The following is a 25,466-nucleotide window of genomic DNA, read 5'->3' on the forward strand; positions in this document are numbered from 1 at the left end:
ATCTTAATTCACCTCCCGTTATCCCAGACCGTAGGACTGCCTGAGCAGAACCCTGCGGGTGCTGTCAGACGCCGCTTCCGGCTTCGGGTTATTGATCGTTATGTCGTAGTTGTTTGTAACATTGCCGCTTTGAACCCCGGGTTCCGAAACTTTTGATTGAGCACCAACGCCAACCTTGAGCAGTGCTTTTGCCATGATCTCGTCCAGCTTTTCGATGGGGACCACCGCTTCAGTGCCGGCTTCACCAACGCCGATCACACTGGGACTTGAGAAGATTCCGCCCGACGCATACCAGTTGACCCCAAGCTTCGGGATCTGAGGAGGGTTCAAGCTGAACTTGCCTGTGATCTCAAAATGGGGAAGCTTGATGTGGGGGATTTTTATCTCAGGAATCTTCAGGTTCCTGAAGAAGCCGACAATGGCGTCAATTGCTCCCTTTACGGTATTCCGCGCGGCATTGATGGGAGTCTCGATGGCGGACTTTATTCCGTTCCAAAGGCTAGAGGTCACGGATTTTATGGCATTCCATGCGCCGGAAATTACATCCTTGATGACATTGATCTGGGTGGATACCAGACTTTTGATTAAGTTAAGTACGCCGCTGATGATGCTTTGGATGCCGTTCCAAAGGCTTGAGGTCACATTTTTGATGCCTTCCCACACGCCTTGCCAGTCGCCCTTGATCAGGCTCGTCACAACCTGGATGATTCCTTTGATCACATTAAGGGCGGTGGTGACCACGGAGGAGATGACGGTGAAGGCTGCTGTGATGACTGCCACAATGTCATTTCCGTATTTATTCCAGATGGCGCTTGCCACTTGAACGAAAGCGGCTATCAACGCGCGGATCGCTTCAAATACGCCTGCCATGACAGCTTTGACCTGGTTCCAGATGGTGATGACGCTGTTCCTGAAATTTTCGTTGTTGCGGAAAAGCAGTACGAATATTGCGATGAAACCGGCGACAGCGGCAACCGCGATGCCTACCGGTCCGGTGATGGCAACTATAGCCGCACCAACAGCCCCGGATGCGCCGCCTGCGGCAGCCATAGCCCCGGAAATAATCCCAAATGTGGTGGTGAGTGTCCCGACAACCGAGATTACCTTACCGATCACCAGCAGGACAGGTCCAACGGCAGCGGCAACCAAGGCAATCTTCACGATCATTTCCTGCTGTTCCTTTGAAAGACCCTGGAATCGATCCATCAAGGGTTTGATGGTGGCGATCAGCTTCTCCAGGATGGGGATCAGGATCTGTCCGAACTGGATGCCGATCTGCTGGGCTTGTTCCTTCATTGCCCTGATCTTATTGGTGGGGCTGTCCATGGTCCTTGCCAGGTCGCCCTGGGCATTCTTAGTGGCTTCCATGATCGCGCCGTAACGCGCCTGAACCTTCTGGGCTTCAGTCAGCTGCTCGCCTTGCTTGGCGATGCCGTGGGTGTAGGCATAGGTCTTGACAGTGGTGTCATTGACAAGGATGCCCAGCGCCTTGAGCGGCTCCGCCTCGCCGGAGATACCGGACTTCAGCTTGTTGAAGGCTTCTTCTGGATTTAAGTTGTAGAAGGAAGCCATATCATAGGAAAGCTGGGTCAGACCCTGGGACATTTCCAGGGATTCATCCGTAGCAAGCCCCATGGAAGTAAGCATGGAATTGTAGGTGGCCATATTGTTTCTTACGTTGTAAGCATTCAGCCCGAGGGCCTTGGAGGTTTCCTCCGACCATTTTCTTGCATCGTCCGCCACGCCCCCCATGGCCACCTCAAAGAGGTTCTCTGACTCCACGGCATCCATGGCCATTTTTGTTGCCGCTGTGCCGATTCCAAGAAGCGGAAGCGTTACAGCTGTGGACAGGGTTTTCCCGGCTGAGGATATTTTATCGCCCACAGCCTTCATTTTTGACCCGGCTTTGTCCATGCTCTCAGAGAGGGAGTACCAGGCGGAACTCTTTGTTTTCAGCTCCTCCGTAGTCGCCTTGAGTTCCTGCTGCATCTTGCCAAGCTCCGCATTGGCGTAGTTTAGCTTGATCTTCAGGTTCTCCGTGGCTTTGGCATCAGCGCCTTTTTTCTCAACGCTCTCCTGGTAGCTGCGGGAAAGGGCTGAAACCTTATCCTTTTGAAGGTCGACTTGGCGGTTTAAGCTGTCCGCCTTAAGCTTCAATCCGTCCGTGGACTTTCCGAAGTCCCCGAGTTTAGAGCTTGCTGCTGCAAATTCGCTCTGGACTACCTTCAGGCTCCGTTGGATCTTGCTTACGCCCTCCTGGAAGCCGCTGTCGTCAAGGCCGATCCTTGCCACTACGGTGCTGTTGTTTCCTGCCATTTATCTCACCTCCCTTAGAATAGAATGTTGTCGATGGTGTCAAGGTCTGAATGCTCATCGATTCCGTTGACCGTCTTGTAGACCTTGAAAAGAGCCTGGAGCTTTTTGGGGGTGCTGCTCCAGAATTGCTCCTCGCTCATCCGCAGGAGGTTCGTCCCCAAATAGAAAAGCCACTCCCAGTCCCAGCTTGCGGAACTTAAGTGGCTTTCGATTCCCCCGGGGCGTCATCTACCTCCGGCATTGAAATGTTAAGCGCCTCGTTGATTGCTGTGCCGAGGCTTTCCAGGTCGCTCAGCCCCAGCTGTTCGCCTATGGCCTTAAGGGTGACGGTGTCATCCTCGACTTTTACTGCGGAGTAAATCAGCGCCCTGACCGCTTTGATCTTCATGTTCTGCAAATCCTCAAAAGCAGCGTTCAGGTCGCCGTAAACTTCCTCCAGTTCGCAGAAAGTGTTCATATTGAGCTTCAGCTCATACTCCTTATTTCCGAGCTTGAATTTGATGCCCTTGTTCTTCAGTTCAGATGCCTTCAAATATCATCACCCCTTTCTAGACTGCAGGTGTCGGCTCAGCCGGAACTGCGGTAAACCAGGCTGCGATGATAGTCGGGTCTGCTCCGGCTTCATCTTCGTCTGCGATAAACCTGAAATTTCCGTCAAAGTCCCTGGAAAAGAAGGTGCCTTTAAGTTTTGCGCTTTTCGGGGACGGCTTATCAGCTTCAGTGTCGTACTCGTCAGTAGCCAGTTCGAATTTCCCCTTCAAGAGCCACACGTAGCGGTACTTGCCGTTGTGCTTCTTCGACTTGAAGCCCAGCGCCAGGGTCGGGGCGATGTCTTCCTTGCTCTCAACAAGAACGCCCTTGACCACTTTGGCACCCTGCAGGGTGGCCCTGCTGGTGAGGGAGAGCTGGTTCAGCTCGATTTCCACCTCCACGCTGTCAAAGGAAGAGATGATGTCTTCCACCGTATCGTCGGAGTAGATGTTCTCCGAATTGACCTTGGGCGTGAGCTTCGCACTTACAGCTCGTTCCAGCTTGGAGGGCGCCTGGTAGGTTGCACCCGTGTTGTCGTCGTCAGTCAGAAGGGCGATGTGGATGTCCCTTAATCCGATTTGTCTTGCCATATGTTAGACCTCCTTTGGTTCTAAATAGTAAAATTTGATCCCCTTGTGGTAGAGACCCGTGTCCGGTTCATAAAGATCCGCTTCATCCAGCCTATTGAAGCCCACGTTCTTCAAGGCTTGCTTGATGCCGGCTACGATAGCGGTGTAGTCTGATTTGGACCAGACGTCTACCTGGATGTAGTGGCCGGTGAACGCCTCGCCGTCATCTTCAAATTCCTCTCCGGTCTGCAGGTATTCATGGAAGGTAATGTAGGTCAGGGCTTGCCCGGAGTATTTCTGAAAACCGACAGGGACTCCAAGGGGGCTTAAGGTTTCAAGGATCAGTTTGTTAAGCAAGTTCATCAAGCCCCCTTTGAAGTTCATCTTTTATAGTTTCGTCGATCTTTTTTCTGTTCTCCAGAACGGAGTTCTCAGCCCAGTGCACGGCTGGGATCTTTGAGGTTCCCCACTCGGTGAATTTGGAGTAGAAGAATTCAGAGTTGTCGCCCTTGTTTGGGCCGATCTGAATGAAGTCCACGCCGTTTGCCGTATCAATCTCAGATACCTGGATGTTCTCAGCCATGTGCTTTTTGTTGGAGTCGGAGCGGGGAGCTTTTTCTTCCATGCTGCCTTTGACCATAGCTGCTGATTTTTCCAGGGCATTCTTCTTGATTTGGGTACCGCGGCTTCCAAGCTTATTGACTTTGTCGATCAGCTCCTGCATGCCCTCAAGCTCAATCTTGGCCATTGACGTCCACCTCCAAAGCCCGGATCTCCATGTACCTGTTCCGGTACTTGATATGGTCGATGCCGGTGATGTTGTAGGTCCTGCCCTGGAAGAGGATCTGCATGGTCTGATCGATTCCCTCCAGGAAGCGGATGGTGAATTTGACGGTGTTTTCTTCCTGGACTGACTTTGCTTCGAAATACTCCTTGCCATGCAGGTTTGTGACCTCGGCCCATACCGTCTTGAAGACTTGAGGAAGTTCAGTTTCGAAGCCATTCTCGTTTATAACCGGCATCACCCTCTGGATGGTGATGCGATGCCTCATTTTACCGATTCCCAAAGTTACCACCCCTCTTTCCGATAGGCGAAGAGAAGCCGCTTCATCAGGTCGATCATCGACTGCATGTCCACGGTTTCCCGCTGCTCATAAAGGTTTCCGATGGCATAGAGGGCCGCCTGTTTCACCGTTTCGGGTATTTCTACAAATTCAGCGAGGGGGAACCGGAGGATGTCCTCGCAAAGCTCCTCTGCAGAATTGATGCAGGAGGTGATGAGCGAATCGTCCGTATCACCATCGACCTTCAGGTATAGTTTTGCTTCATCAAGTGTTACCAGCAATGCGCTCACCTCCCAGTGTTATTCGGCAGCCATAAGACCCGCAACCTTGAGTTTGGCAAGCAGGGTGTTAAAGTCGACGACCAGTCCAGCGATGGTTGTAGCGGTGCTGTCGGCCTGGAAAGCAGCCGGAGTGAAGGCGGAGGGCAGGCCGACAACCTGGCCGCCCTCCACGATCTCAAGAGTTCCGCCGATGACAGTTTTTTCACCGCCTTGCTCGGTATAGTTTTTTACATTACTCATATCCCGTCACCTACGCTTTCTGCTGAAGGACCTTGATGGCTTCAGGAAGGATCAGCTTTCCGTCGACCCTTTGCGTAGCCTTAAAGCCCACCTGTCCGGTTGCAGCGAAGAGTTCGTTCAGTCTCTGGAAGGATCTGCCCTGACGGTCAGCCACCCAGTAGTAGCCGAAGTCGCCGAAGGCGATGGACTTTGCGTTGGCAGCGATGGTCGGAACAAAGGCAGAGGTCTTCACCGGCCTGTTCAGGATGGTGTCAGGCTGTCCCGCCTGGATGGAAGGCTGCCAGATGTACTGCCCGTTGCCGTCTTTCAGTTTTCTGATGGCCTTGACCGTCGCATCGTTCATGACGAAGATGGCATTCTTTCTGTACGGGGACTTCAGGCTGTAGAAAAGGTCCATGACCTCGTCGATGGTGATGGCGGTAGCTGAAGCCGCCGTAATGCCAAGCTGCGCTCCGCCGGTGGCGTTGAAGATGCCTGTGGGCTTGCCGACACCGTCTCCAATGAAGAAAGCTTCCTCTTCCTTGGCACCGATCCTTCTGGCGAACTCCCTGGCAATATAGCTCTCCAGGTTGAAGACGCTGTCGTTTAGGAGTTCCTCAGACACCTTGATCATGGTGGCCAGCTTGTATGCCCCGATGGAGACCTGTCCGAAGGCATCGTCAGACTCTGGGATTGCGCCTTCCTCGTCTACCCAGAAGGCGGTGCCCTTGGTAGCGACAACAGGGATCTTTCTGTCACCGGATGAGGTGGTGATGACTTTGGCGATGGATCTGAAGAGGTTCTCTTCCTCCAGGGATTCGACGAGGGTCTTTTCGAATTCGTCAGGCACCAGGTAGCCGCCTTCGGAATCCGTTCCGATCTGAAGGGCGTTCTGCACATCGTAGCTGTTCTTGTTTCTCATGGCTTTCCAGAAAGCCTGGGTGTAGGTGTCAGATGCCTTGCCTTTCTTCATTTCGCCGGACATGTTGGCTCCTGGCTGATTGGTGATGGGCGAAGCGGTGGGTCTTGAAAGCTCTGCATCGATGGCCGCCTGACGTTCCAGACGCTCAATCTCTTTGCCGAGGTTCATGACGTCGGTCTCCATCTTTTCGTAGGTTTCGGTGTCTGCGGCAGAGAGCAGGCCGTCCGTACCTCTTTTGCTGTCCAGGAATGCTTTTGCAGATTCCCAGGCTTTTGCGCGTTTCTCTCTCAGTTCAAGAATTGTGTTCATAGGTGTTATCCTCCTTAAATTAGTGAGCCAGCAGGCTCAGTCTCTTTTCGAGCTGCTCGATCGGGGTCTTGTTCTCAGGCTTAGGCGGGATCAGTTTCAAAAGCAAAGAGTTGGTCACTGCGGTCCTTGAGAACATCACAGCTTCCAACTCTTCTTCATGATCCGTTTGACTGTCGTCGTGAAATAGCATCTTGTCGGCGAAACCCATCTCGATGGCCTTCTTGGCGTTGAACCAGCTTTCAGCATCCATGAGCCTTGAAATCTTCGCCCGGGATAGCCCCGACTTGATTTCGTAGGCATTGATGATTGATTCCTTGACCTCAGAAAGCATCTCGATGGCCCGCTGCATTTCCTGGGAGTCCCCGATGGCAACGGTCATGGGGTTGTGGATCATCATCATGGCCACGGGAGACATCAGGACTTCTGTACCAGCCATTGCGATAACTGATGCCGCCGAAGCTGCAAGACCGTCGATCTTGACCGTCACATCTCCCTTGTAGTCCATCAGCATGTTGTAGATCTGTGCTGCAGCGAAAACATCCCCGCCCGGCGAATTGATCCACACGGTAATGTCACCCTGGCAGGACTCCAGTTCCTCTTTGAAGAGCCTTGGCGTCACTTCATCGCCGAACCAGGTCTCATCTGAAATCTGGCCGTTCAGGTAGAGGGTGTTGCCGGTGTCATCTCTGACCCAGTTCCAAAATTTGCGGTTCATACTCATGCATCACTTCCTTTCTGTTGAATCTGTGTGTCGGGTGTATTGGCTGTATTTGCAAACGCCCCGGCATCCTTGAGCTTTGTCATGTTGCCGTTGATGAGGTAGAGGTTTCCGCCTTCCACATCGGGGATAGGGTTCATATCCTCCATCTCGCGTATATCGTTGGCGGACAGCCACCCGTTTTGCCTTGCGATAGAGTAGCCGTTCATGCGACTTTGGTAATCGCCGCGAAGCAGCCCGTCCACATTCAGCTTGATGAAGTACTCGGTTTTTTCTCGCGGCAGGAGCAAGGACCGTTGGAGGGCCTGTTCCCAGCGGATGACCCAGGGGTCGAGGGTGTACTTCACGAACTCCAGGGATTGCTGCTCGATGTTCGAGAAGCTGGACTTTTCCAGATCCCCAACCATGTGCGGCGGGATCCGGTAGAGCCTTGCAATCTCATTGATCTGGAACTTCCTTGTTTCGAGGAACTGCGCTTCTTCCGGAGGGATGCCTATCTGCTGGTATTTCATGCCCTCCTCGAGGACCGCAACCTTGTGGGCGTTGTTAGTTCCCCGGTACACCTCATTCCAGGAGTCTCGGACCTTTTTGGGGTCTTTAAGTACGCCGGGGTGCTCCAGAACACCGCCGGGATTGGCCCCGTTGGCGAAGAAGCTCGCACCGTATTCCTCGCAAGCGAGGGTCATGCCCACAGCATTTTTCGCCATCGCAATGGGCGAGTACCCAACTAAACCGTCAAAACCAAGCCCCGGGATATGGAGCACGTCCTGCCTTCGAAGCACTACAGAACCGTAATCCTTTAAGTTGGGGTTCTCATCCGAGTTCCGGGAATAGGTGTAGAAGATCTCGCCTTTCTTATCCCGCCAGACCTCCATCTTGTTGGGAAGGAGCGGATAAAGCGCCACCACGCGTCCGGCTCCATCACGGATGACCTGTGCGTAGGCGTTCCCCCAGATGAGGAGGTGGCTCATAAGTGTTTCCCTGAAAACAAAGGAGGTCATCTCGCTGTTTGGCTCATCGTGCAGGATGTGGTAAAGCGGGTGGTCGTAGACTCTCTCCTTGCCGCCCTGGCTATAGCGATAGACATGGAGGGGCAGCGAAGCCAGAGCTTCTGACAGGATGCGCACACAGGAATAGACAGCAGTGGTCTGCATGGCGGTAAACTCGTTCACGGTCTTTCCGCTGGCGGTCCCTCCGAAAAGGAAGGTGTAGTTTGAGCCGGAATAGTAGTCGGTGGGCTTATCCCTTGCCTTGAAAATCTTTGAGAGAATGGGTATATCCATAGGCTTCACCTCCAGGTAAGCTTCAAAATGGGTGTAAAAAAAGAGCCTGTGTTTTCACAGACTCCAGATTTGGATTGTGTGTTAGAAGACCAAAATCCCCCGGTCGTCATATACGCTGTTTCTGACCTCTGTTCGCAGGGATCTGTCGAGAGCCATGATTGTTGCCACGGCTCCGTCGATCTTCTCGGTGCTTTTTTCCTTGTCCGGCTTTATGTTTCCCGCCGGATCTGTCCGTATGAAGATGTTGTCCATCATCCACCTCAGGACCGGATGCCCGCCGTGGGCGAGCTTTTCTTCCAGGGTCAGTTTCATAAGCTCCTTGGTCGGCGGAGACATATCTTTGAAGCCCTGACCGAAGGGAACCACCGTAAAGCCCATGCCTTCCAGGTTCTGAACCATCTGCACGGCTCCCCAGCGGTCAAAGGCGATTTCCTTGATGTTGTATTTTTCTCCGAGTTTTTCAATGAAAGCTTCTATGAAGCCGTAATGGACCACGTTTCCCTCGGTAGTCTGCAAGTGTCCTTGCTTTTGCCAAACATCGTAAGGCACATGATCCCGCCGGACACGGAGGTCGATGTTCTCCTCCGGGATCCAGAAGTAAGGGAGGACGATGTACTTGTCATTCTCATCTTCCAGAGGGAATACCAGAACGAAAGCCGTAATGTCCGTGGTGCTTGAAAGGTCGAGACCCCCATAGCAGACGCGCCCTTCCAGTAAATCCGGGTTGACCGGGAATGAGCATTTGTCCCATTTATCCATCGGCATCCAACGTACTGCCTGTTTGACCCACTGGTTCAGCCTAAGCTGCCTGAAGCTGTTCTCCTCGGCAGGGTTTTGTTTGGCGCTTTCGCAGGCGGCCTTTACCTTGTCCATGCCGACTGTGATGCCAAGGGAGGGGTTTGCCTTTTTCCAGACCTTCGGATCGGTCCAGTCGTCAGTTTCATCAGCCCCGAAGATGACGGGATAGAAGGTCGGGTCGATTTTCCTCCCGTCCAGGATGTCCTGGGCTTTCTGGTGGATCTCATAGCAGATGCTGTTGGTATCATTGCCGGCAGTGGTGATCAGAAAGTAGAGCGGCTGCATCCTGGCGTCGCCGCTGCCTTTGGTCATAACGTCAAAGAGTTTTCGGTTTGGCTGCGTGTGAAGCTCGTCGAACACGACTCCGTGGGTGTTGAAGCCGTGCTTGTTGGAAACGTCCGCCGAAAGCACCTGGTAGATGCTCCCGGTTGGGAGGTAGATCAGACGCTTCTGGGAATCCAGGATCTTCACGCGCTTTGAAAGTGCCGGGCATAGTCTCACCATGTCAGCCGCCACATTAAAGACGATGGATGCCTGGTTACGGTCGGCGGCGCACCCGTATACTTCAGCCCGTTCCTCACCGTCGCCGCAGGTGAGGAGCAGGGCAATGGCGGCAGCCAGTTCCGATTTGCCCATCTTCTTGGGGATTTCCACGTATGCCGTGTTGAACTGACGATAGCCGTTGGACTTGATTGTCCCGAAAACATCGCGGATGATTTGCTCCTGCCAGTCGATGAGTTCGAAGGGCTTTCCTGCCCAGGTGCCTTTTGTGTGGGACAGGCATTCAATAAACCCGACCGCATAGTCTGCGGCGGCTTTGTCGTAGTGGGAATCCTTGCCCATGAATTGAGTGGACTTGTATTTCTTCAGCCTTCGTATATGCGGTCACCTCCTTCGACAGACATAAAAATAGACCCCAAAGGGCCTTCCGGTACGAGGAACAGAGCCGTAAGGCTCCGCCTCTTTGGTTAGTTGAATTTGCTCATCAGGATCTGGAAAGCAATCTGGGCGTCTTCATCCTTTGGTTCCACATCCCAGCCGCGCTCGTAGCTGGCGATGGTTTCGTCCTCGCGCCTGATCATCAGTTTTGAAATCCGCCCGCCCTCAATCCCAAACTCGGATCCTTCCTCAAAGTATTTGACCCAGTATCTGACTAAGCTCGTTGGGGTTTTGATGGTTCCTTCTGTCCACATAATTCGTTCCTCCGTTAGTGTAGTTTTGTTATTACATATATCACTCTAACGGCATTTTATAGCAAGCTAATTCTGTTTATTATCAAAATCTTTTTAGAACTCCGTGTCCGTTGGCCAGTAGGTATCCTCATCCAATTCCCAGGGCAGCATCTCACCGGTGAGGATGAAGTGCGCATATTGGCTTTTGCAGTCTCGGGTGAAGGCAAGGAGTTCATCGTAACCACTGACCTCTGCTATTTGCTGCACCCTGTGGATATCAAACATGTTGGTCTCACCGGACTCTCGAATGGCTAGTATCTGGCGAATGATCCGCTCCTCGTAGGATTCTGTGGGCGGGTCAAAGGGTTTGACCACCGAGAAGTTGTCTTCTCCGAAAACCAACCCGAGGGTGGATCCGCAATCCCAGTTAACGTGTATGGTTCCAATATCATCGACCGTGCTCACCGTTCCCATCTCACCAGGTCTTAATTTGGTGTAAGGATCATTCATCCAGCCGAGTCGGACTCGGGTTCCCGGTTTGTAAGTATCCTTGATATGTTTCAAAAGGTCTGGTCTCATGCTTTTCATTTACTCCACCTCCGTTGCATCCGATGTCTTAAAGGCTGAGCTTCCTGTCAGCTTGGAAAGCAGGATCTTGCGTTCTTGTTTGTACTCGTCCCCGATGAATCCAAGCCTTAGGAGGAAGCAGCGGAAGGCATATTTTTCGTTTTCGACTTCCTTGGGCTTTGCTGTGACCCGTTTCTGTTCCTTAGCCAGTTTGGCAAGGGAGGTGATGAAAGCGGAGTAGGCTTTGATCTCTTCGGCGGTCACCGGGAAGCTGAACCAGGGGAAGCTTACTTTATCTTCTGTGATTTCAAGCGGAAGTTCCTTGACCCCAAGGGCGTTCCTGATCAGCGAGTCCTTGCTTTCGATAAGCTTTTTCAGGTTCTCGAGGTTCGTGTCTGTGAAAGATTCGCGAGGGAGTTCGATCACAAGCCCTCCGATTTCATCCTCAGGCGGTGCGGATCCTTTGTCTTCTTCGAAAGGTTTCTCTGCCTGAGCGGGCTTTGTGATTTCGGCTTCAAAGCCCTGTTCGGCCAGTCTCTCGACAAGCAGCTCCAGATTGTCCGCAGTTACTTGCTCATTGAATGTAAGTTCGCCGTTCTTGCCGACTTTGTAGTCGCCCACCTGGTAGGCGCAGGATGGGACGCCCAGGTATTTTGGCTTTGTTTCCGTGATTTCGCTGATGGCCTGAACCAGTCGCTTGCGCTCTGTCCCTGAGACTTCGTAGTTGATTTTCATTGCATTGACCTCCTTGTTTTCTTGGTATCACATATATCACTCTAAAAGGCTGTGATAGCAAGAGAAATGTGGCCAAATAAAGCTGTAAATCAGATTAGTTTTGATTTTTTACGAGCTGCCGGATGCCTGCCAAAACGTAGCAGACACAAGGGAGCGCGACGCCGTTGCCCCACATTTTATATTCCGCAGCGTCGGAGTAAGGTGCTTTGAGCCACTTCGCCACCAGCTTTCTGCTCTTGGGTTTTGCGCTTTTGCCGATGGCTTTCCTGTAGGTTTCAAAGATCTCCTCCCACTGTGAGATTTCATCTTCCGAGGGGGAAATGCTCTCAAGACCGTGGCACCAGTCGTCAGGGAATCCCTGGAGCCTTTCATTTTGTTTAGTTTTTGTGGTGTACACGATAGAATCGCCTCCTGATTATCATGGCTTTGAATCGTGTACATACACGATTCAAAAAATATTGGTCGAAAAACCGTTTTGTGATGTTTGGTGATAAAAAATACAGCACAGGCCGAGGCCATATGCTGTATTCAATGCTGCGGAGATATGGAAATGTCATTTCAGAAAATCAGGCAGTTTTGGCGGTGGTGCCGGATTGTCGCGCACAATTTTTCTAATCTGCTCAGCAATATCCTGCTCAGACCATTCATGCCCATCTCCCGGTTCGGTGCCAAACCGTTCAAGAATAATAGCCTCCTGCTCTTTGGTAAACAAAATGTGCGCGGATTTTTCCCAAGCCCTCAGCTTTTTCCTGTTCAATATCATTTTCGCTCACCCCCTCCTTGAAGCCGCATTCCACGCTGCATAAGGGAATGAAGTTCCCCCCGCAGCAGCTCACATTCAGAACGCAATTCCTGTACAGTTTCACGCAATTGAATATTTGCAGACTTAAGATCGCTTTCCCGGCGCTTGGATTTCTCCAATTGCAGGAGTAGCTTCGCATATTGACTCTCCAGCGTCCCTTCGGATACAGTCTTTGCAGGGATATGGAAGAGTTCCTCATCCATCAAGGCTTTCACGTGCGGCTTGCTGAATACCGAACGTGAAAGCCCCGTCCGTTCGCATAAGCGTTTTATGGTAACCGGACACCCTTCCGCCTTCAGCTCCTGTATCGTGCTTTTAACAGCGGATATCGTTTGTTCACGCTGCTTTTGCTGTAGATTGAGCAGGGAATCAGGAATTTTTCTCATCGCCAGTTACCTCCAGATATGTTTTCATTTTGTTTACAACCTCCTGATATAGAACAGCATTTGCAGCGGCATTTTTTTGAATGATAGGAAAGGCTTTGAACCGCACCGCTTTTATGCGCCAGGCTTCGGCCTGTTCCTCAAAGAACGGAATCTGCTCGATTTCAGGAATAAAATAGCGGCAGTTCAAGCAAGCCTGCATATCGCATTTACATCCGGTAATATCACTGCATATGCCGCCGCGCACCCTGTGGGCACGCAGGTTTTCCAGCAGCCTGGCCTCCGTCTGCGGGTTCATGCTCAGGATTCTCCCATGAAACATAACCGGAGATGACTCGTCAGACTCCCCCAAAACAAGCCTCTGCTTTTCCGTAAGAACCTCCGGACGCAGGTCGAGATGGTTGTATGATTTGAGAATCATCTGGTCGTTCTTGTGGCCTGTCATGTGGGCGATCTGCTCTATGGTAAAGCCTTCTGCCAGCCGGTCTGTAATGCCGTTGTGTCTGAGCATGTGGCTTTTCAGAACATATAGGGTTCCGTTTTCATCACGGACATCATACATTTCGCAGTATCGTTTGAAGAACACGTTGATATGGTTAGGGGTAGCTGTCAGGACATTGTGCTTCCGGACAACTGTTTCGGCCCATTTTCCGTATCTGTACCAGGCTTTCTTGTAGGCCAGCAGCAGTCCCCGCTGATTTTCCGGCAGATAAGGCGATAGGGCACGCTGCGCTTCCTGCTGCTCATGTAAAAGGTCTATCAGATATTTCCCAATCCCCTCATACTCAATGTGGAGGCTGCGCATCTCTGCCAGGTTGTAGCCGCCGTTTTGCTTCCATGAGGGGAGGAACAGAATAAAATGCCCGTCAAACTGCTTGACGCAGTCCGGCTCCATTGCGCAGACCTCGCTGACCCGCGTGGGAAAAAGCCTCATAATCCAATACGCGACCCGAATATGAAGCTGTATTTCCGGCATTAGAAATAACCGGTCAAGCTGGCGTTCAACAAAAGGAGGAATCAGCTTTTCGTCATAGTGTAAAGGCTGAACGAATGGGTTTCCGGCGAAATGATTGTATAGCTTCCGGCCTTCCCATCCCTGCATGACATCAAAAAAGTTCTTGATGACTTGCCATATGCCGTTTTTTACCTGTTCCTTTGTACAATTCCCATCCAGATATGCTTTAAATCCAGCGACAAAGGACGGCGTGCAACAATACAGAGCATCTTCTTCACCCTGCAATTCTAGAAACTGCAGGAACCATATCAGCCGGATCACGTGCTGCCGGGCTGATGATACTCGCATGCCTCCAAGCAGTTTCAGCACAATGAAGTATTTGGCTGCTTCCTTAAATTGTTCCGGGACATTCACAAAGTGGAGCACACAGGATCTGTCAGCCGGATGCTTTTTGAGCCTGTCGCAGTGCCATATGTCGTCACCAAAGCAATCGCTGCCTGAAATACTGGCAACAAAGGCGCGGTATTCCACTTTACGATCTTCCTGAAAGTTTTCCTGCACCGCAGCATTACTTGGCATACAAACCACCTCCAAAAGCTGCCTCGATTTTTGTCACGGTATCCGAGTAGGAATCAAGCAGCGCTTTTTCCTGCTGATACTGCCGGTATGACTGGTAATCCGCAATCCCCATCTCCCGGTAGGACTCAACAAGCCCGTCCACGAGCTTGCGCTGGGAATCCCGCAGGGCTATCCAGTACTGTAGATACGGTTTGCCTGTACAAAGATTTTTGCAGTTTACACAGCTTAGCGTACGGCTGCGCTCCCGGCATTCTCCATCGGCAAAAACGCGCATACAGAATCCCAATTCAACCCTGCGCTGTTCAAGGCGGAAGTCCACAAACAAGAGCCGCCGCTGTTCTTCGCTGAATTGATCAAGCTGCTCGTTGTTAAGCAGAAGATCAAATTTTTCTCTAAAAAAGGAAGTGTTCATTTCAGCAAGCCGCTTCTTTCGAACCTCGGCGTAATACTTCATTGAGGTTTTGCGTGAGAGATGGCTCAGCCAGTAGGCAAGCTCCGTCATGGATGCTCCGCTTTCGACCAGCATGACGGCAATGGTTTTTCGGAACTGCCTTGTGGTCAGCTTCCAGAGGTGGTCATTTTCATCAGTAATGCAGTGCTTCGCAATCAGCCTGTTTACCGCATCGCAAAACCCGTCACCGCAGGGAAGCGAAGGACGCTGGCTCCCATTTTTCACAATGAAGATATACGGCTCACCATATTCCTCCCGCAGGCTTTGGGTTCTCTTAATCTGACGGGTGATTTCTCTTGACAGAAAAGCAGGGATCAGCATTTCACAGGTATCGCCGATGCCGCGCTTGCGCCGGGCGCTTAATGTTTTGTGCGGCACATAGCGCAGGAGCATCAGCCCCTCAAAACGTGATGGTGCCAGACAGTCCTCTTTCAGCAGTACGACTTCCGACAATCTCAGCCCGGTATTGATAAAAATGCTGTATAGAACCCGGTGTGTATCGCTTAACTCGTGACTATGCTTTTCAATCGCCGCCGCTACTGGGTCGGGGATTATCTCAGTATTTCTGGACATGTTGTCCAGATTGAAAAAGCGGTACTTTGCAAATGGATTCCCCGTCGGTATCGGTGTCCGGAGGCTCGGATCACGCATGTCTCCGCAAAGGTAGTCTATGATTTGGCCGCAGGCACGCATGGTGTTGGCAACGGACTTGACGGACAGTCTGCCGCCGTGCTTGGATAAGCAGTCGTTTTCCAGATAGTTGTAGAGTTGACGGGCATCCACATCGGATATATCCGCGAAATAGTGGATGCCTGGGTTATTGCTGCTGAGGAAATTGACTCCCTTGATTACTGCAGCAAGAACCGGGGTCCGATAGTCGCTACGGCCTTGAAGGTACCACAGCATAAAGTATTTCAGTTCCAAGCGCAGCGAGACGCAATGGATCTTGCTGAAATCGTAGCTGTTGCTCCTCAAATTGGGTCCGGTTAGATAAAACAGCTGCCATATATCGTTATGGACACTCAATTGTTGGCGGTTTTCCCTCCTGAAAAGTGATTTTTGCTTCTCAAACTCGATGTCAGCAATTGTTTTAACTACATCAGCGATGGGTGTCCCATAAAACCTGCTTGCCTGCTTTTTGTCTGTAAATGCGGCCTGGAGCAGCTTAAAACTCGTAACGTTCTCGCGCCTGACAGTAAATTCTGCTGCTTTCTCCTGAAAGTATGCCGTGAGCAAATTTGGCGGGGCATTTTCCATAGCCCGGATCATTTCCGATACTCCGACAGAATCCAGTACCGGCTGTAGGCTGCTTCTAGAGCACAGTGATTCTTCCAATGCTGTAAATGAGGAGTTCATCTTTGCCCCTCCTTTGCCTTTTGAAGCTTATCAAACACCGCCTTGGCGATAATCGGATTGTTGTAATTGCGGTATGGCTCGATAGAATCCAGGCTCTTCCAGCCAAAGTGCTCCGAAATCATCGCATCGGAAATGTTGTTCTCCGGATGCGCCGCCTGATGCTCCAGAAATTGCATGACTTTCGTGCTGCGTCCGCTGTGGGTACGGATTTTTTTGCTGTCAAGACCCGCCCGTGCCGCACACTTTTTCAAAATCTCCCAGTAATTGCGGTATGCAAGGGGAGTACCCTGGCTGCACCCGGCTTTCAGATTGATAAAGATAGTCTGACTGAGCAGGCCGGATTGTGTTTCCGCCTGGGACCTCTCTGTCAAAAGATAGCGGTCCAGCACATCACGTGTTGATTGCGGAAGAAAGACAGTGCGGTGCTTGAAATCTCCCGAAGATGCGTCCGGTTTACCTTTTGACCGGCTCGGACTGATACGGCCAGCTTGAGAATCATAATCTTCAAGCTGCATGCTTAGTACTTCGTCTATCCTGAAGCCTTCCAGCGTGACCAAAAATATAGCCAGATCGCGTAATGTCAGAAAACAGGAGCAGATGGTCACCACTTCATCATCCGTATACCATTTGATGTACTCCCGTTTCGCGGTCAGCCTTAACATGTGTCGGTCAATAATGTATTTGTACTCATAAGAACTGATCTGGCCATAGAGAAACGATTTTTGGGCCCTCTTCGCATTGTCCATTGTCTGAAACTCAACATGATGCATACCGGTCTGTTCGAGCCATTTGTAGAATTCGGTGATGACAGTGACATACTTGCTGAGGGTGCTGTATGACAATGGGGCCCGCAGCCGAATAACGCCTCCGTCCTCATAGCTCCTACCCATAAGCCGCATTAAAAATGCCATAACATCATCTGTTACGGCATCCTCAAACGATATTCCCTGCCCATGCAGAAAGTTAAGATATACACAAAGCTTGTGTGCGTACTCCTTTCCGGTGCTGATCTTTCGAATGCTCTTCAAGTCCAGCCATTCATTGATCTGGTAAAACGGGATGCCGTGCCTTGTGATCAGCCATAGTTCCCTTTCACCACCTGACGGTGCTGGCATCAGTGCGCGCATCACCTTGAAAACTCGTTGTTCTTTTTCCATACGAACCTCCTATACGATGTACAATAAAATTCCTGCAGAGTACCCTACAGGTACAGATATTGTAACACGCTTATAGAAGGCTGTAGTAACATGGCTTTACATCGTCTTTCTATCGTGTAATTAACTACCGTGTATAGTTCCTAAATAAACCTTGCGCACTCGGTGGGGGTAAGCCTTCTGACGGCATACTCCGTTTCAACAACCCCATTCTGATAGCCGGGGTTTGTACCGTTGATCAGGGTGTTTGATGTCCCATCCTCACGGTAGCACTGGCTTTCGGCTTTCATCTGCGGGTAGAAGGATGCAGGCTGGGCGACCGCTCCCGGACCTTTTGCCACGATGGTCTGAGCTTGCTCCTCTTCAACAGAAAAATTGTACTGCGCATTCTTTCCCTGGTTGAAGGATGCCCTGTCCAACCCGTAAGCGACTGCATGGCGGTCGATGGTGTTCAGGGTGAAACTCACTCCCTCATTGATCCCGCCGCCCTGCGGACCGTTTGAATCGTCCCTGCCGATAATGCTGCCCTGCAGTGACACGACTGCCATGCCGCCCTGGTTGCAGGATGGGTTGCCGCCGTGCTTATCGATGGTCCTTGATGTCTCGGCCAGGTAGATGCCGCTGCAAGGGTTCTCCGACAGCATGGCATTGCTTTTGTCAGAACAGATGCCAAACACGGTCGGGACGAAGAGGGTCTGGTCGTTGTTGCAGCCGAGCGTGGCTGACATGTCCTCCTGGATTAGTGTGCCTTTGCCGCCGCCCTCGCAGCCCGAGCGGATCTTCAGGGTCTTCGGGGTCGGTTCGCACACGCACTGTACGCCTTTGTAGTCTGTACCCATAAGGGTCTGGGCGAGGTTCTCAGTAACCGGAAGACCGTGAAGCCGCTCACCCATGACCAGGGGGACGTTCATTCCGCCGGTCCCCATTCGTGATGTCAATGTCTGGACTGTCCCGCTTTCATCGATCCTGACCCTGCTGTCTGTTGGGTGGTTCTCGATCGCCACAGCCATCTGGTTGTCGCCCATGGCAGCCCTAAGGGTTCCGCACCGGCCTTCCAGGCAATGCCCGCCGACACGGGAAGAGGCTCCCGGTTCAAAGGAGATGACAGTTCCGGGGACAACCCCAGCCCTGATTGTAGGGCTTTTTTCTTCTTCGTAGCCGACGCCACGGCTCTTTGCGCTGTGCTCTGTGCAGAATCCGCTCGACTGCAAGACGCAGGGCGGATGTCCGTGCGACTCAGCCCTCAAGGTAGCCGCCGTGTCATGGCTGCACCCGATGGAAGAGCCGCCCTGGTCGTTCAGCACGATGCCTGATGCTCCAGGGCTTGCCGGAGCATCGGGGGAAGCTCCTTGCCGCGGGTCGATGCCCGCCTTAAAATCCCTTGACAGGCTTTCGCACTCAAATAGAATTTCTGCGGCACGTTCGCTTCCAAAATCTGCGACAAGGTAGATGCGACGGCGCCGTTGGGGGACTCCGAAGTATTGAGCGTCGACAGTTCGGTAAGCAACACTCCATCCGTCTCCCACATAGCAGTCTGCGTAGGGCCATCTGCCTTTTTCAGGCGCAGGCACCTCGGTCTCCGGCCGGGCGATGCCGATGATCGCTTCGAGGACTGCCCTGAAGTCTTCGCCTTTGTTTGAAGAGAATGCGCCCGGGACGTTTTCCCAGACGATGAATCTTGGATATGCTCCATTGGTCTTGCACCTCATTTCCTTAGTGATGCGGATCGCCTCATAAAAAAGGACGGACTGTTTTCCGTCAAGTCCTGCCCTTCGTCCGGCTACCGACATGTCGGTGCAGGGGGATCCGAAAGTGATGATGTCCACCGGCTCGATATCGGCGCCGTTGATGTCGCAGATATTACCCAGGTGATTCATGGCAGGGATTCGCTTTGATGTCACCCGAATGGGAAATGGTTCGATTTCACTTGCCCAAACTGGTGTAATTCCGTTTAGGATCCCGCCCAGGGGAAAGCCTCCGCTGCCATCGAAGAGACTCCCCAGAGTCAGTTTATTCTCCATCTGAAGCCTCCTTGGGGATATCGCTGTACTTGAATGTATCCCATCCCCTTTGCAGTATTACTCCGTCCGCTGTTCCAACCTGCTCAATATAGCGTTTCACAATGACATCGCAGAATTTCTCATCGAGCTCAATGGTGTGACACACCCGATCGGTCTGCTCACAGGCCATCAGCGTCGAACCGGATCCGCCGAATGGATCCAGGACAATGCAGCCGGACATGCTGGAATTAATGATGGGATAAGATAACAGGCCTACCGGCTTCATCGTCGGATGATCACCGTTCTTTCGAGGCTTATCGTATTCCCAGATGGTCGACTGCTTCCGGTCGGAATACCACATGTGCTTGCCTTTCTTCTTCCAGCCGAAGAGCACCGGTTCATGCTGCCACTGGTAGGGCGAGCGGCCTAAGACCAGGCTCTGCTTTTTCCAGATACAGGTACCCGAGAGGTAGAAGCCCGCATCTGTGAACGCCTTTCTGAAATTTAGCCCCTCGGTGTCGGCATGGAACACATAAATGGAAGCGTCCTGCGCCATTGCCTCCTCGATGTTCTTGAATGCATCGAAGAGGAAGGAGTAGAACGCTTCATTGCCCATATTGTCGTTTTTGATCTTGCCCGCGGATCCTTCGTAGTTGACGTTGTACGGCGGGTCCGTGACCACTAGGTTGGCGTTCTTGCCGTCCATCAGTGTTTTGTAGATTGCGGGTTTCGTGCTGTCACCGCAGACCAGTCTGTGCCTGCCAAGGAGCCAGACGTCTCCGGGTTTGGTGATGGCTGGCTTTTGAAGCTCGGCATCGACATCGAAGTCATCCTCCTTAATCCCATCCTCATCGGTCATGAGTTTGTTGAGTTCGGCCGGCTCAAAACCCAGCAGTCCGACATCAAACTCCATGCCCTGAAGGCTTTCGATCTCGAGTCGCAGGAGTTCCTCATCCCACCCGGCATCTTCCGCATAGCGGTTGTCGGCGATAATATAGGCTTTCTTCTGAGCCTCGGTCAGGTGGTCGACAAAGACGCAAGGGACTTCAGTGAAGCCTTCTTCCTTGGCGGCGATGAGTCGGCCGTGACCTGCAATCACACTGAAGTCCCTGTCCACGATGATGGGGTTGACGAAGCCGAACTCCCGAAGGCTCGAGCGGAGCTTGGTGATCTGAGCGGGAGAGTGGGTCCTCGCGTTATTCACATAGGGCACCAGTTCCTGGATAGGAACCAGTTTCATGTCACTGGTTGTCTTGCTCATGCTTTTTCACCGCCTCCTTCAGTTCCGTATATTTGCCGACGTTCTCCCAGGGGTACAGGCAGGATGAAAAATGGCCGTAGACAGCCGTCTCCGAATACCTGGGGAATCGGAGGTTCAGAAGCTCGATGATGGCTGCCGGGCGGAGGCACCAGACATCCAGAACGGCTTTTCGAAGTGCCTCATCGGGAACATTGCCTGTCCCGAAGGTTTCAACCTCAACGGATACCGGATCCGCCTTCCCGATGGCATAGGCGATGTTGATCTGGCATCTTTTCGCAAAGCCGCACCATACGATGTGCTTTGCGATGTTCCTGCCCATGTAAGCGGCAGAGCGGTCGACCTTGGTCGGGTCTTTCCCGCAGAAGGCGCCGCCGCCATGTGCGGCAAGTCCGCCGTAAGTGTCGACCATAAGCTTTCTGCCGGTAAGTCCCGTATCAGCAGCAGGGCCGCCTTCAACAAACCGTCCTGACGGATTGATCAGAATTTCGGTCTCATCATCAAAGGGGAAGTCCTCAAAACACTTCCAGAGGACATGGCTGTAGATGTCCTTGGCCAGTTCATCCAGGGACTTTGATGCATCATGCTGCACGGAGACGATGATGGTTTTCACTCTGGCTGGTTTCCCGTCCTGATACTCAATGGTGACCTGAGCTTTGCCGTCGGGTTTGATCCCTTTGATGAGTCCGTCATTTCTTGTCTCGTCGATTCGCTTGGTGATCTTATTCGCCAGAACGACCGGGAGGGGCAGCATGTCCCTGGTCTCATCGGTGGCGTAACCATACATGGTCCCCTGATCGCCCGCACCCAGGGTGCTGTACCAGGAGTTGTCGCCATTCCTCGATTCCAGGGGATTGTCCACACCATCGGCGATGTCCTGGCTCTGTTTGTGGACCAAAACCATGATGCGGAATTTTTTAGGGTCGTAGCCCACCTCCTGCAAGGTGTAGCGTACGATCCTCTTGATATCGACCTTACCGCTACAGGTGATTTCGCCCGCCACGATAATCTTTCCCTTGGTGGCCATGACCTCGCAGGCAACCCTGGAAGCGCGGTCTTTGCGTAGGCATGCATCGAGGACGCTGTCGGCGATTAGGTCGCAGAGCTTGTCCGGGTGGCCCGCGCATACGCTTTCTGCTGTTAAGAATTTAGTTTCCATATCATTTTCCTTTCCGGGCGGTCAAAAGCCGCTCCATTAAATCGTCTTGTGGAGTAAAGTTCGAGCAGTCAGTCAGGCTGTTCTCTCGCACGATGGCGAAGATCTGCGACCATAAGCTGTAGGTCTGTTTTGAGAAGGACTGAGCCATGCTGACGTAAGGGGAAGCAATCGGAGCGCCAGTCGTAGGGTGCTTTGCCAGCAGTCCGTATTCGGAGATTGCCTGCTCGCATTGGATCCACCTTGCCGCGCTCATGGCGTATTGTTCGATCTGCTGTTTGGGGACCAGGTGGCTGCACTTGTGCTTTCCGAGCCACCCCCAGGTGTCCGTGTAGATTTCATTGGCAATCAGCGGATGACCGTTCTTCTGGGTTGCCGACAGCCAATCTGCGGGTTTTGGCATTTCCGAGCCTGATTCCGAATCCCCGTCGGGCAGGGGTACGATTTGAAGCTTCTTGGAGTTGCCGTCCAGTATCTTGTCCGCCAGAGCCTTGCGCGGCCTTCCGCCTGCACCAGGCTGCGGACCTCTTTTTCCCATCTATTCACCTCCAGTCAAAGAAAGGGGGTTAATACCCCCAAAACTTACGGAATAATTCACACGACGCCCCACGCCCGTTCCCCGGGCAGAGGGTTGTAGAGATTCGATCCCCCCTACCGGTCGTGCCAACGGTCCCCGTCGCGAGCGGTAATGGCAGAGTGGCAAGGGGTGCAGAGGGCCATGAGGTTGGATTCGTCATGGGTTCCTCCCCGTGCAAGGGGAAGGATGTGATGCACCTCCGTTGCCTGAGTCATCCGACCCTGCTTCATGCACTCCTCGCAGAGTGGATGGGCTTCGATGTAGCGATCCCGTATGCGTTTCCAGGCACGGCCGTACCGCTTTTTGGAGTGGGGATCCCGGTCGTACTTCTCGTAGCGGGCCGCCTCCTGACGGGTATGCTTCTCACAAAACCTCGAGTCGGTCAGCTCCGGACAACCGGGATGTGAGCAGGGTCGCTTTGGTTTCCTCGGCATGGAACACCTCCTTTGGGCATAGAAAAAGCCCTCGCGGTGTCCCGACGAAGGCTCTCAACTTTATTTTTGTGCTATCCTAATCATCTCATAAGGACGAGGTATCATTCTATGTCTTTAGGTATCCTGATCCATAAGACCGGCACAAAACTCCAGGGCTGCGTTGTGCATCTTATAAAGGTGGTGGATGCTGTAACACATGTTCACGGCAATCTGCTCCCATGTCTTGAAACACAGGTAGCGCAGCTCCAGGATGGTCTGGTACTCGGGATTGGAGACGGATTTGATGAGTTCGACAATCTCACGCTTGAGATCCACCAGGTTGTCGATGTCGTTGTTGATGTCCGATTCAAGGTCCATGATCTTGCAGATGATATCCTCCATGCGGTGAAAGTTCCTGGCACCGCTGGGCGGGACATCACTCAGGGTGGAAGTCGCTTTGGTCGCCAGGTCATGGAGGGATGAGACCTGCTCGATCTTGCTGTTGATCCTCTGGTCTATTCTGTAGGCTTGGGACAGGTAATCCTTCACCGCTGTTATTTTCTTATTCATAGGCTACCTCCGATTCAAAGATTAAGGTCACTCGGATTGGCAGCTTTTGACTCCTTGGATTGTCTTTGATTTACAAATTCGCTTTCACGGCATCGATCAGTGCGGACTGGTTATGGTCTTTGTCCTTGAGGGATTTCATGACCCGTTCGTCGATGGTGTCCTGCGCCACGAGATGATGGATGACCACGGTGTCAGATTCCTGGCCTTGTCTCCATAGCCTTGCGTTGGTCTGCTGGTACAGCTCCAGGCTCCAAGTCAAGCCAAACCATACCAGGGTTGAGCCGCCGCTTTGAAGGTTCAGCCCATGTCCGGCAGAAGCGGGGTGGATGATGGCGACAGGTATCTCGCCATTGTTCCAGGCTTTGATCGATTCTGCGGTATCCAGCTTCGTTACGGGAAACCGCTTCCGGATCCGCTCCAAGTCATGCTTGTACCAGTAGGCGATAAGAACGGGTTTCCCGTTGGCGGCTTCGATAAGGTCTTCAAGGGCATCGAGCTTTTGGTCGTGGAGCTGGACAACCGATCCGTCATCGGAATACACTGCTCCGTTTGCCATCTGAAGCAGCTTGTTGGACAAGGTGGCGGCGCTTCCAGCATCGATTTCCTGTCCTTCAAGGGAGAGGACCAGGTCACGCTTCATGGTCTCATAGGATTTGCGCTCTTTTTCGGAAAGGTGTACGGGGATCTCGTTGATGATGTATTCCGGCATTTTGAGATAGTCCGTGCTTTTCATGCTGATGGTGATGTCCGATATCAGCCGGTAGATTTCATCCTCCGCTCCCGGAAGGGGCTTGTAGCTGAATACGATCTGCTGGTTGCGCTTGTCCGGGGTGAAGAAGTTGTTCCTGTAATGTGAGATGAACCTTCCGAGCCGCTGACCCAGGTCAAGGATCCCAATTTCCGCCCACAGGTCCATCAGTCCGTTGCCCGATGGAGTTCCCGTCAGCCCGACGATCCGTTTCACCTTGGGCCGCACCCTCCGCAGGGCTTTGAACCTTTTTGACCCGTGAGCCTTGAAGGACGACAGCTCGTCGATAACCACCATGTCATAGTCAAAAGGGAGCCGGCTCTTGTTGACGAGCCAGTCCACATTTTCCCGGTTGATCAGGTAGATATCCGCAGCCTGCATCAATGCGGCTCTGCGTTCAGTCTCATTTCCGATGGCTACGGTGTAGGTCAGGCCTTTCAGATGATCCCACTTTTCGATTTCCGAAGGCCAGGTGTCACGTGCGACACGCAGCGGGGCGATGACCAGTACCTTTCGGATCAGAAAGCAGTCAAATAGTAAATCTGCAACTGCCGTCAGGGTTATCACGGTTTTGTCAACCCAAGCCCATATCCAACAGCAGGGCGGACATTTCATGCGACTTGATAAATTCAAGCGCTACTTCTTGATACCTATGTGGTATGAACTTCATTTTTTAATCACCCCCAATCTTTCTAATACATCTCTTAACTCAAGATGGAACCTTGCATGCTCCGACTGTGATTCAAATATTCGCAGGTTGTCCTCAGAATTGTTCAAGAAGTTTCCGTCAATGTGGTGTACGACTTCTCCTTGTTTAAGAGGCCTTCCCAGAATTTTTTCAGCTATGGTCCGGTGCTCATGGACTCCTAAAAACTTCTTGTATGTTTTTCCTGAACCTGTGCCAAGCCTTGCCTCCCTTAATTTGAGACGGATATCTGGTGTCATCCTTGAAGAGTTCATGCCTTTATTCAGTTCAGAAAGATGTCGGCCGATATTGGTGTAGTCCTTTAACTGGTTGTAGGAAGCAGGGTTGAATTTCTTGCTGCTAAATTTCCTCAGGCAGTCTCTGCTGCAAAAGTTATGCCTGGTGATTTTACTCTCATATTTTTCAAATACGATGCCGCACCAGTCACAGGCCACATGTAATTTCATTAATGATTCCTCCGATCTGACCAGGCTCGTCAATGCAGAACACCGGAAAGCCTAACGCTTCCAGTTGCCTTTTCCGCTTTTCCTGCAATGGGCGCAGCTCTTTTCCTGGAGCCTTCAGTTCAATGAAGGCGAGCTTTCCATGGGGTAACAGGACCAGCCGGTCGGGCATCCCATCGAATCCTGGGATATTCAGTTTCAAGGCAAGCCCGCCCATGGTTTTCACTTTCTTTATGAGTTTTGCTTCGATAATTTTTTCTCTCATGCCATTCCTTTCCGCCTTTTCATGAGTTCCAAAGTTCCAGGTTCCAAGAAGTTCCACGGAATCCTTATAGCCTATACGCGCGTGTATGCAGGTGTCCGTGATAGCTCTCTCCCTATATCCATATTTCTTTATATATTTAGGAATTATGGAACTCATGGAAAAAGCA

The 25,466-nt window shown here is 52.1% G+C and carries 30 protein-coding genes and 2 pseudogenes; all 32 read right to left on the bottom strand.

Going from position 1 to position 25,466, the window contains the following annotated elements:
- Window positions 1-18 precede the first annotated feature (18 nt).
- A complete protein-coding gene (locus LPY66_RS00745) occupies window positions 19-2,316 on the bottom strand; it encodes a phage tail tape measure protein (RefSeq protein ID WP_337986258.1) in 2,298 nt (765 codons plus the stop codon).
- A 14-nt stretch (window positions 2,317-2,330) separates the two neighbouring features.
- Entirely contained in the window at window positions 2,331-2,456 is a 126-nt protein-coding gene (locus tag LPY66_RS00750) for a hypothetical protein (protein ID WP_337986259.1), read from the bottom strand.
- A gap of 56 nt (window positions 2,457-2,512) precedes the next feature.
- Entirely contained in the window at window positions 2,513-2,848 is a 336-nt protein-coding gene (locus tag LPY66_RS00755; protein ID WP_337986260.1) for a hypothetical protein, read from the bottom strand.
- 16 nt (window positions 2,849-2,864) lie between these two features.
- Window positions 2,865-3,437, bottom strand: coding sequence for a major tail protein (locus tag LPY66_RS00760; RefSeq protein ID WP_337986261.1), 573 nt, complete (start codon window positions 3,435-3,437; stop codon window positions 2,865-2,867).
- Window positions 3,438-3,440: 3 nt separating this feature from the next.
- Entirely contained in the window at window positions 3,441-3,779 is a 339-nt protein-coding gene (gene gp17, locus LPY66_RS00765; RefSeq protein WP_337986262.1) for a tail completion protein gp17, read from the bottom strand.
- Window positions 3,766-4,164, bottom strand: a complete 399-nt coding sequence (locus LPY66_RS00770) for an HK97-gp10 family putative phage morphogenesis protein (RefSeq protein ID WP_337986263.1) — start codon at window positions 4,162-4,164, stop codon at window positions 3,766-3,768. Before LPY66_RS00770 ends, gp17 begins: the two co-directional genes overlap by 14 nt.
- Window positions 4,151-4,468 carry a phage head closure protein gene (locus LPY66_RS00775; RefSeq protein WP_337986264.1) on the bottom strand — a complete coding sequence of 106 codons (318 nt, stop codon included), beginning with the start codon at window positions 4,466-4,468 and terminating at the stop codon, window positions 4,151-4,153. The genes LPY66_RS00770 and LPY66_RS00775 overlap by 14 nt, the downstream gene beginning before the upstream one ends.
- Window positions 4,469-4,485: 17 nt before the next feature.
- Window positions 4,486-4,761, bottom strand: a complete 276-nt coding sequence (locus tag LPY66_RS00780; RefSeq protein ID WP_337986265.1) for a head-tail connector protein — start codon at window positions 4,759-4,761, stop codon at window positions 4,486-4,488.
- A gap of 18 nt (window positions 4,762-4,779) precedes the next feature.
- Window positions 4,780-5,001 carry a Head fiber protein gene (locus LPY66_RS00785; protein WP_337986266.1) on the bottom strand — a complete coding sequence of 74 codons (222 nt, stop codon included), beginning with the start codon at window positions 4,999-5,001 and terminating at the stop codon, window positions 4,780-4,782.
- Window positions 5,002-5,011: 10 nt separating this feature from the next.
- Complete coding sequence (locus LPY66_RS00790; RefSeq protein WP_337986267.1) at window positions 5,012-6,211, bottom strand: phage major capsid protein; 1,200 nt, start codon at window positions 6,209-6,211, stop codon at window positions 5,012-5,014.
- 19 nt (window positions 6,212-6,230) lie between these two features.
- On the bottom strand, window positions 6,231-6,926 hold the full coding sequence (locus tag LPY66_RS00795) for a head maturation protease, ClpP-related (RefSeq protein ID WP_337988163.1): 696 nt from the start codon (window positions 6,924-6,926) through the stop codon (window positions 6,231-6,233).
- A gap of 2 nt (window positions 6,927-6,928) precedes the next feature.
- On the bottom strand, window positions 6,929-8,212 hold the full coding sequence (locus LPY66_RS00800; RefSeq protein WP_443112448.1) for a phage portal protein: 1,284 nt from the start codon (window positions 8,210-8,212) through the stop codon (window positions 6,929-6,931).
- An 81-nt stretch (window positions 8,213-8,293) separates the two neighbouring features.
- Window positions 8,294-9,889 (bottom strand): terminase large subunit, encoded by a 1,596-nt coding sequence (locus LPY66_RS00805; protein ID WP_337988165.1) that lies wholly within the window; start codon window positions 9,887-9,889, stop codon window positions 8,294-8,296.
- 89 nt (window positions 9,890-9,978) lie between these two features.
- Window positions 9,979-10,203, bottom strand: coding sequence for a DUF7678 domain-containing protein (locus tag LPY66_RS00810; RefSeq protein WP_337986268.1), 225 nt, complete (start codon window positions 10,201-10,203; stop codon window positions 9,979-9,981).
- Between the two features lie 93 nt (window positions 10,204-10,296).
- Window positions 10,297-10,557, bottom strand: coding sequence for a DUF5049 domain-containing protein (locus LPY66_RS00815; protein ID WP_443112510.1), 261 nt, complete (start codon window positions 10,555-10,557; stop codon window positions 10,297-10,299).
- Window positions 10,540-10,770: pseudogene (locus LPY66_RS00820) on the bottom strand (DUF4314 domain-containing protein); the annotation flags it as partial. The gene LPY66_RS00815 and the pseudogene LPY66_RS00820, both read right to left, overlap by 18 nt.
- Window positions 10,771-11,484 (bottom strand): virulence protein, encoded by a 714-nt coding sequence (locus LPY66_RS00825; protein ID WP_337986269.1) that lies wholly within the window; start codon window positions 11,482-11,484, stop codon window positions 10,771-10,773.
- Between the two features lie 94 nt (window positions 11,485-11,578).
- Window positions 11,579-11,881: a hypothetical protein gene (locus LPY66_RS00830; protein WP_337986270.1), complete on the bottom strand. Its 303-nt coding sequence runs from the start codon at window positions 11,879-11,881 to the stop codon at window positions 11,579-11,581.
- Between the two features lie 156 nt (window positions 11,882-12,037).
- Entirely contained in the window at window positions 12,038-12,247 is a 210-nt protein-coding gene (locus LPY66_RS00835; RefSeq protein WP_018213978.1) for a hypothetical protein, read from the bottom strand.
- A complete protein-coding gene (locus tag LPY66_RS00840; RefSeq protein WP_018213979.1) occupies window positions 12,244-12,672 on the bottom strand; it encodes a DUF6262 family protein in 429 nt (142 codons plus the stop codon). Before LPY66_RS00840 ends, LPY66_RS00835 begins: the two co-directional genes overlap by 4 nt.
- The gene (locus tag LPY66_RS00845; protein ID WP_117415749.1) at window positions 12,656-14,203 is read right to left on the bottom strand and encodes a site-specific integrase; all 1,548 of its coding nucleotides are present in this window, start codon (window positions 14,201-14,203) and stop codon (window positions 12,656-12,658) included. The genes LPY66_RS00840 and LPY66_RS00845 overlap by 17 nt, the downstream gene beginning before the upstream one ends.
- Window positions 14,193-16,010: a site-specific integrase gene (locus tag LPY66_RS00850; RefSeq protein WP_117415750.1), complete on the bottom strand. Its 1,818-nt coding sequence runs from the start codon at window positions 16,008-16,010 to the stop codon at window positions 14,193-14,195. Before LPY66_RS00850 ends, LPY66_RS00845 begins: the two co-directional genes overlap by 11 nt.
- Entirely contained in the window at window positions 16,007-17,167 is a 1,161-nt protein-coding gene (locus LPY66_RS00855) for a tyrosine-type recombinase/integrase (RefSeq protein ID WP_117415751.1), read from the bottom strand. The genes LPY66_RS00850 and LPY66_RS00855 overlap by 4 nt, the downstream gene beginning before the upstream one ends.
- A gap of 140 nt (window positions 17,168-17,307) precedes the next feature.
- Window positions 17,308-19,185 (bottom strand): DNA cytosine methyltransferase, encoded by a 1,878-nt coding sequence (locus LPY66_RS00860; protein WP_337986271.1) that lies wholly within the window; start codon window positions 19,183-19,185, stop codon window positions 17,308-17,310.
- Window positions 19,175-20,425: a site-specific DNA-methyltransferase gene (locus LPY66_RS00865; RefSeq protein WP_337986272.1), complete on the bottom strand. Its 1,251-nt coding sequence runs from the start codon at window positions 20,423-20,425 to the stop codon at window positions 19,175-19,177. The genes LPY66_RS00860 and LPY66_RS00865 overlap by 11 nt, the downstream gene beginning before the upstream one ends.
- Window positions 20,406-21,581 (bottom strand): methionine adenosyltransferase, encoded by a 1,176-nt coding sequence (gene metK, locus LPY66_RS00870; protein WP_337986273.1) that lies wholly within the window; start codon window positions 21,579-21,581, stop codon window positions 20,406-20,408. Before metK ends, LPY66_RS00865 begins: the two co-directional genes overlap by 20 nt.
- A 1-nt stretch (window position 21,582) precedes the next feature.
- Window positions 21,583-22,116 carry a P27 family phage terminase small subunit gene (locus LPY66_RS00875; RefSeq protein ID WP_337986274.1) on the bottom strand — a complete coding sequence of 178 codons (534 nt, stop codon included), beginning with the start codon at window positions 22,114-22,116 and terminating at the stop codon, window positions 21,583-21,585.
- A 113-nt stretch (window positions 22,117-22,229) separates the two neighbouring features.
- Window positions 22,230-22,589, bottom strand: coding sequence for an HNH endonuclease (locus tag LPY66_RS00880; protein ID WP_337986275.1), 360 nt, complete (start codon window positions 22,587-22,589; stop codon window positions 22,230-22,232).
- Between the two features lie 114 nt (window positions 22,590-22,703).
- Window positions 22,704-23,138 (bottom strand): DUF1492 domain-containing protein, encoded by a 435-nt coding sequence (locus tag LPY66_RS00885; RefSeq protein WP_337986276.1) that lies wholly within the window; start codon window positions 23,136-23,138, stop codon window positions 22,704-22,706.
- 70 nt (window positions 23,139-23,208) lie between these two features.
- Window positions 23,209-24,556: pseudogene (locus tag LPY66_RS00890) on the bottom strand (SNF2-related protein).
- Window positions 24,553-25,038, bottom strand: a complete 486-nt coding sequence (locus LPY66_RS00895; RefSeq protein ID WP_337986277.1) for an HNH endonuclease — start codon at window positions 25,036-25,038, stop codon at window positions 24,553-24,555. The pseudogene LPY66_RS00890 and the gene LPY66_RS00895 overlap by 4 nt, the downstream one beginning before the upstream one ends.
- Window positions 25,016-25,300: a VRR-NUC domain-containing protein gene (locus LPY66_RS00900; protein WP_337988167.1), complete on the bottom strand. Its 285-nt coding sequence runs from the start codon at window positions 25,298-25,300 to the stop codon at window positions 25,016-25,018. Before LPY66_RS00900 ends, LPY66_RS00895 begins: the two co-directional genes overlap by 23 nt.
- Between the last annotated feature and the right edge of the window lie 166 nt (window positions 25,301-25,466).

This window comes from Dehalobacter sp. DCM (genome assembly GCF_024972775.1).
Classification (GTDB): Bacteria; Bacillota; Desulfitobacteriia; order Desulfitobacteriales; family Syntrophobotulaceae; genus Dehalobacter.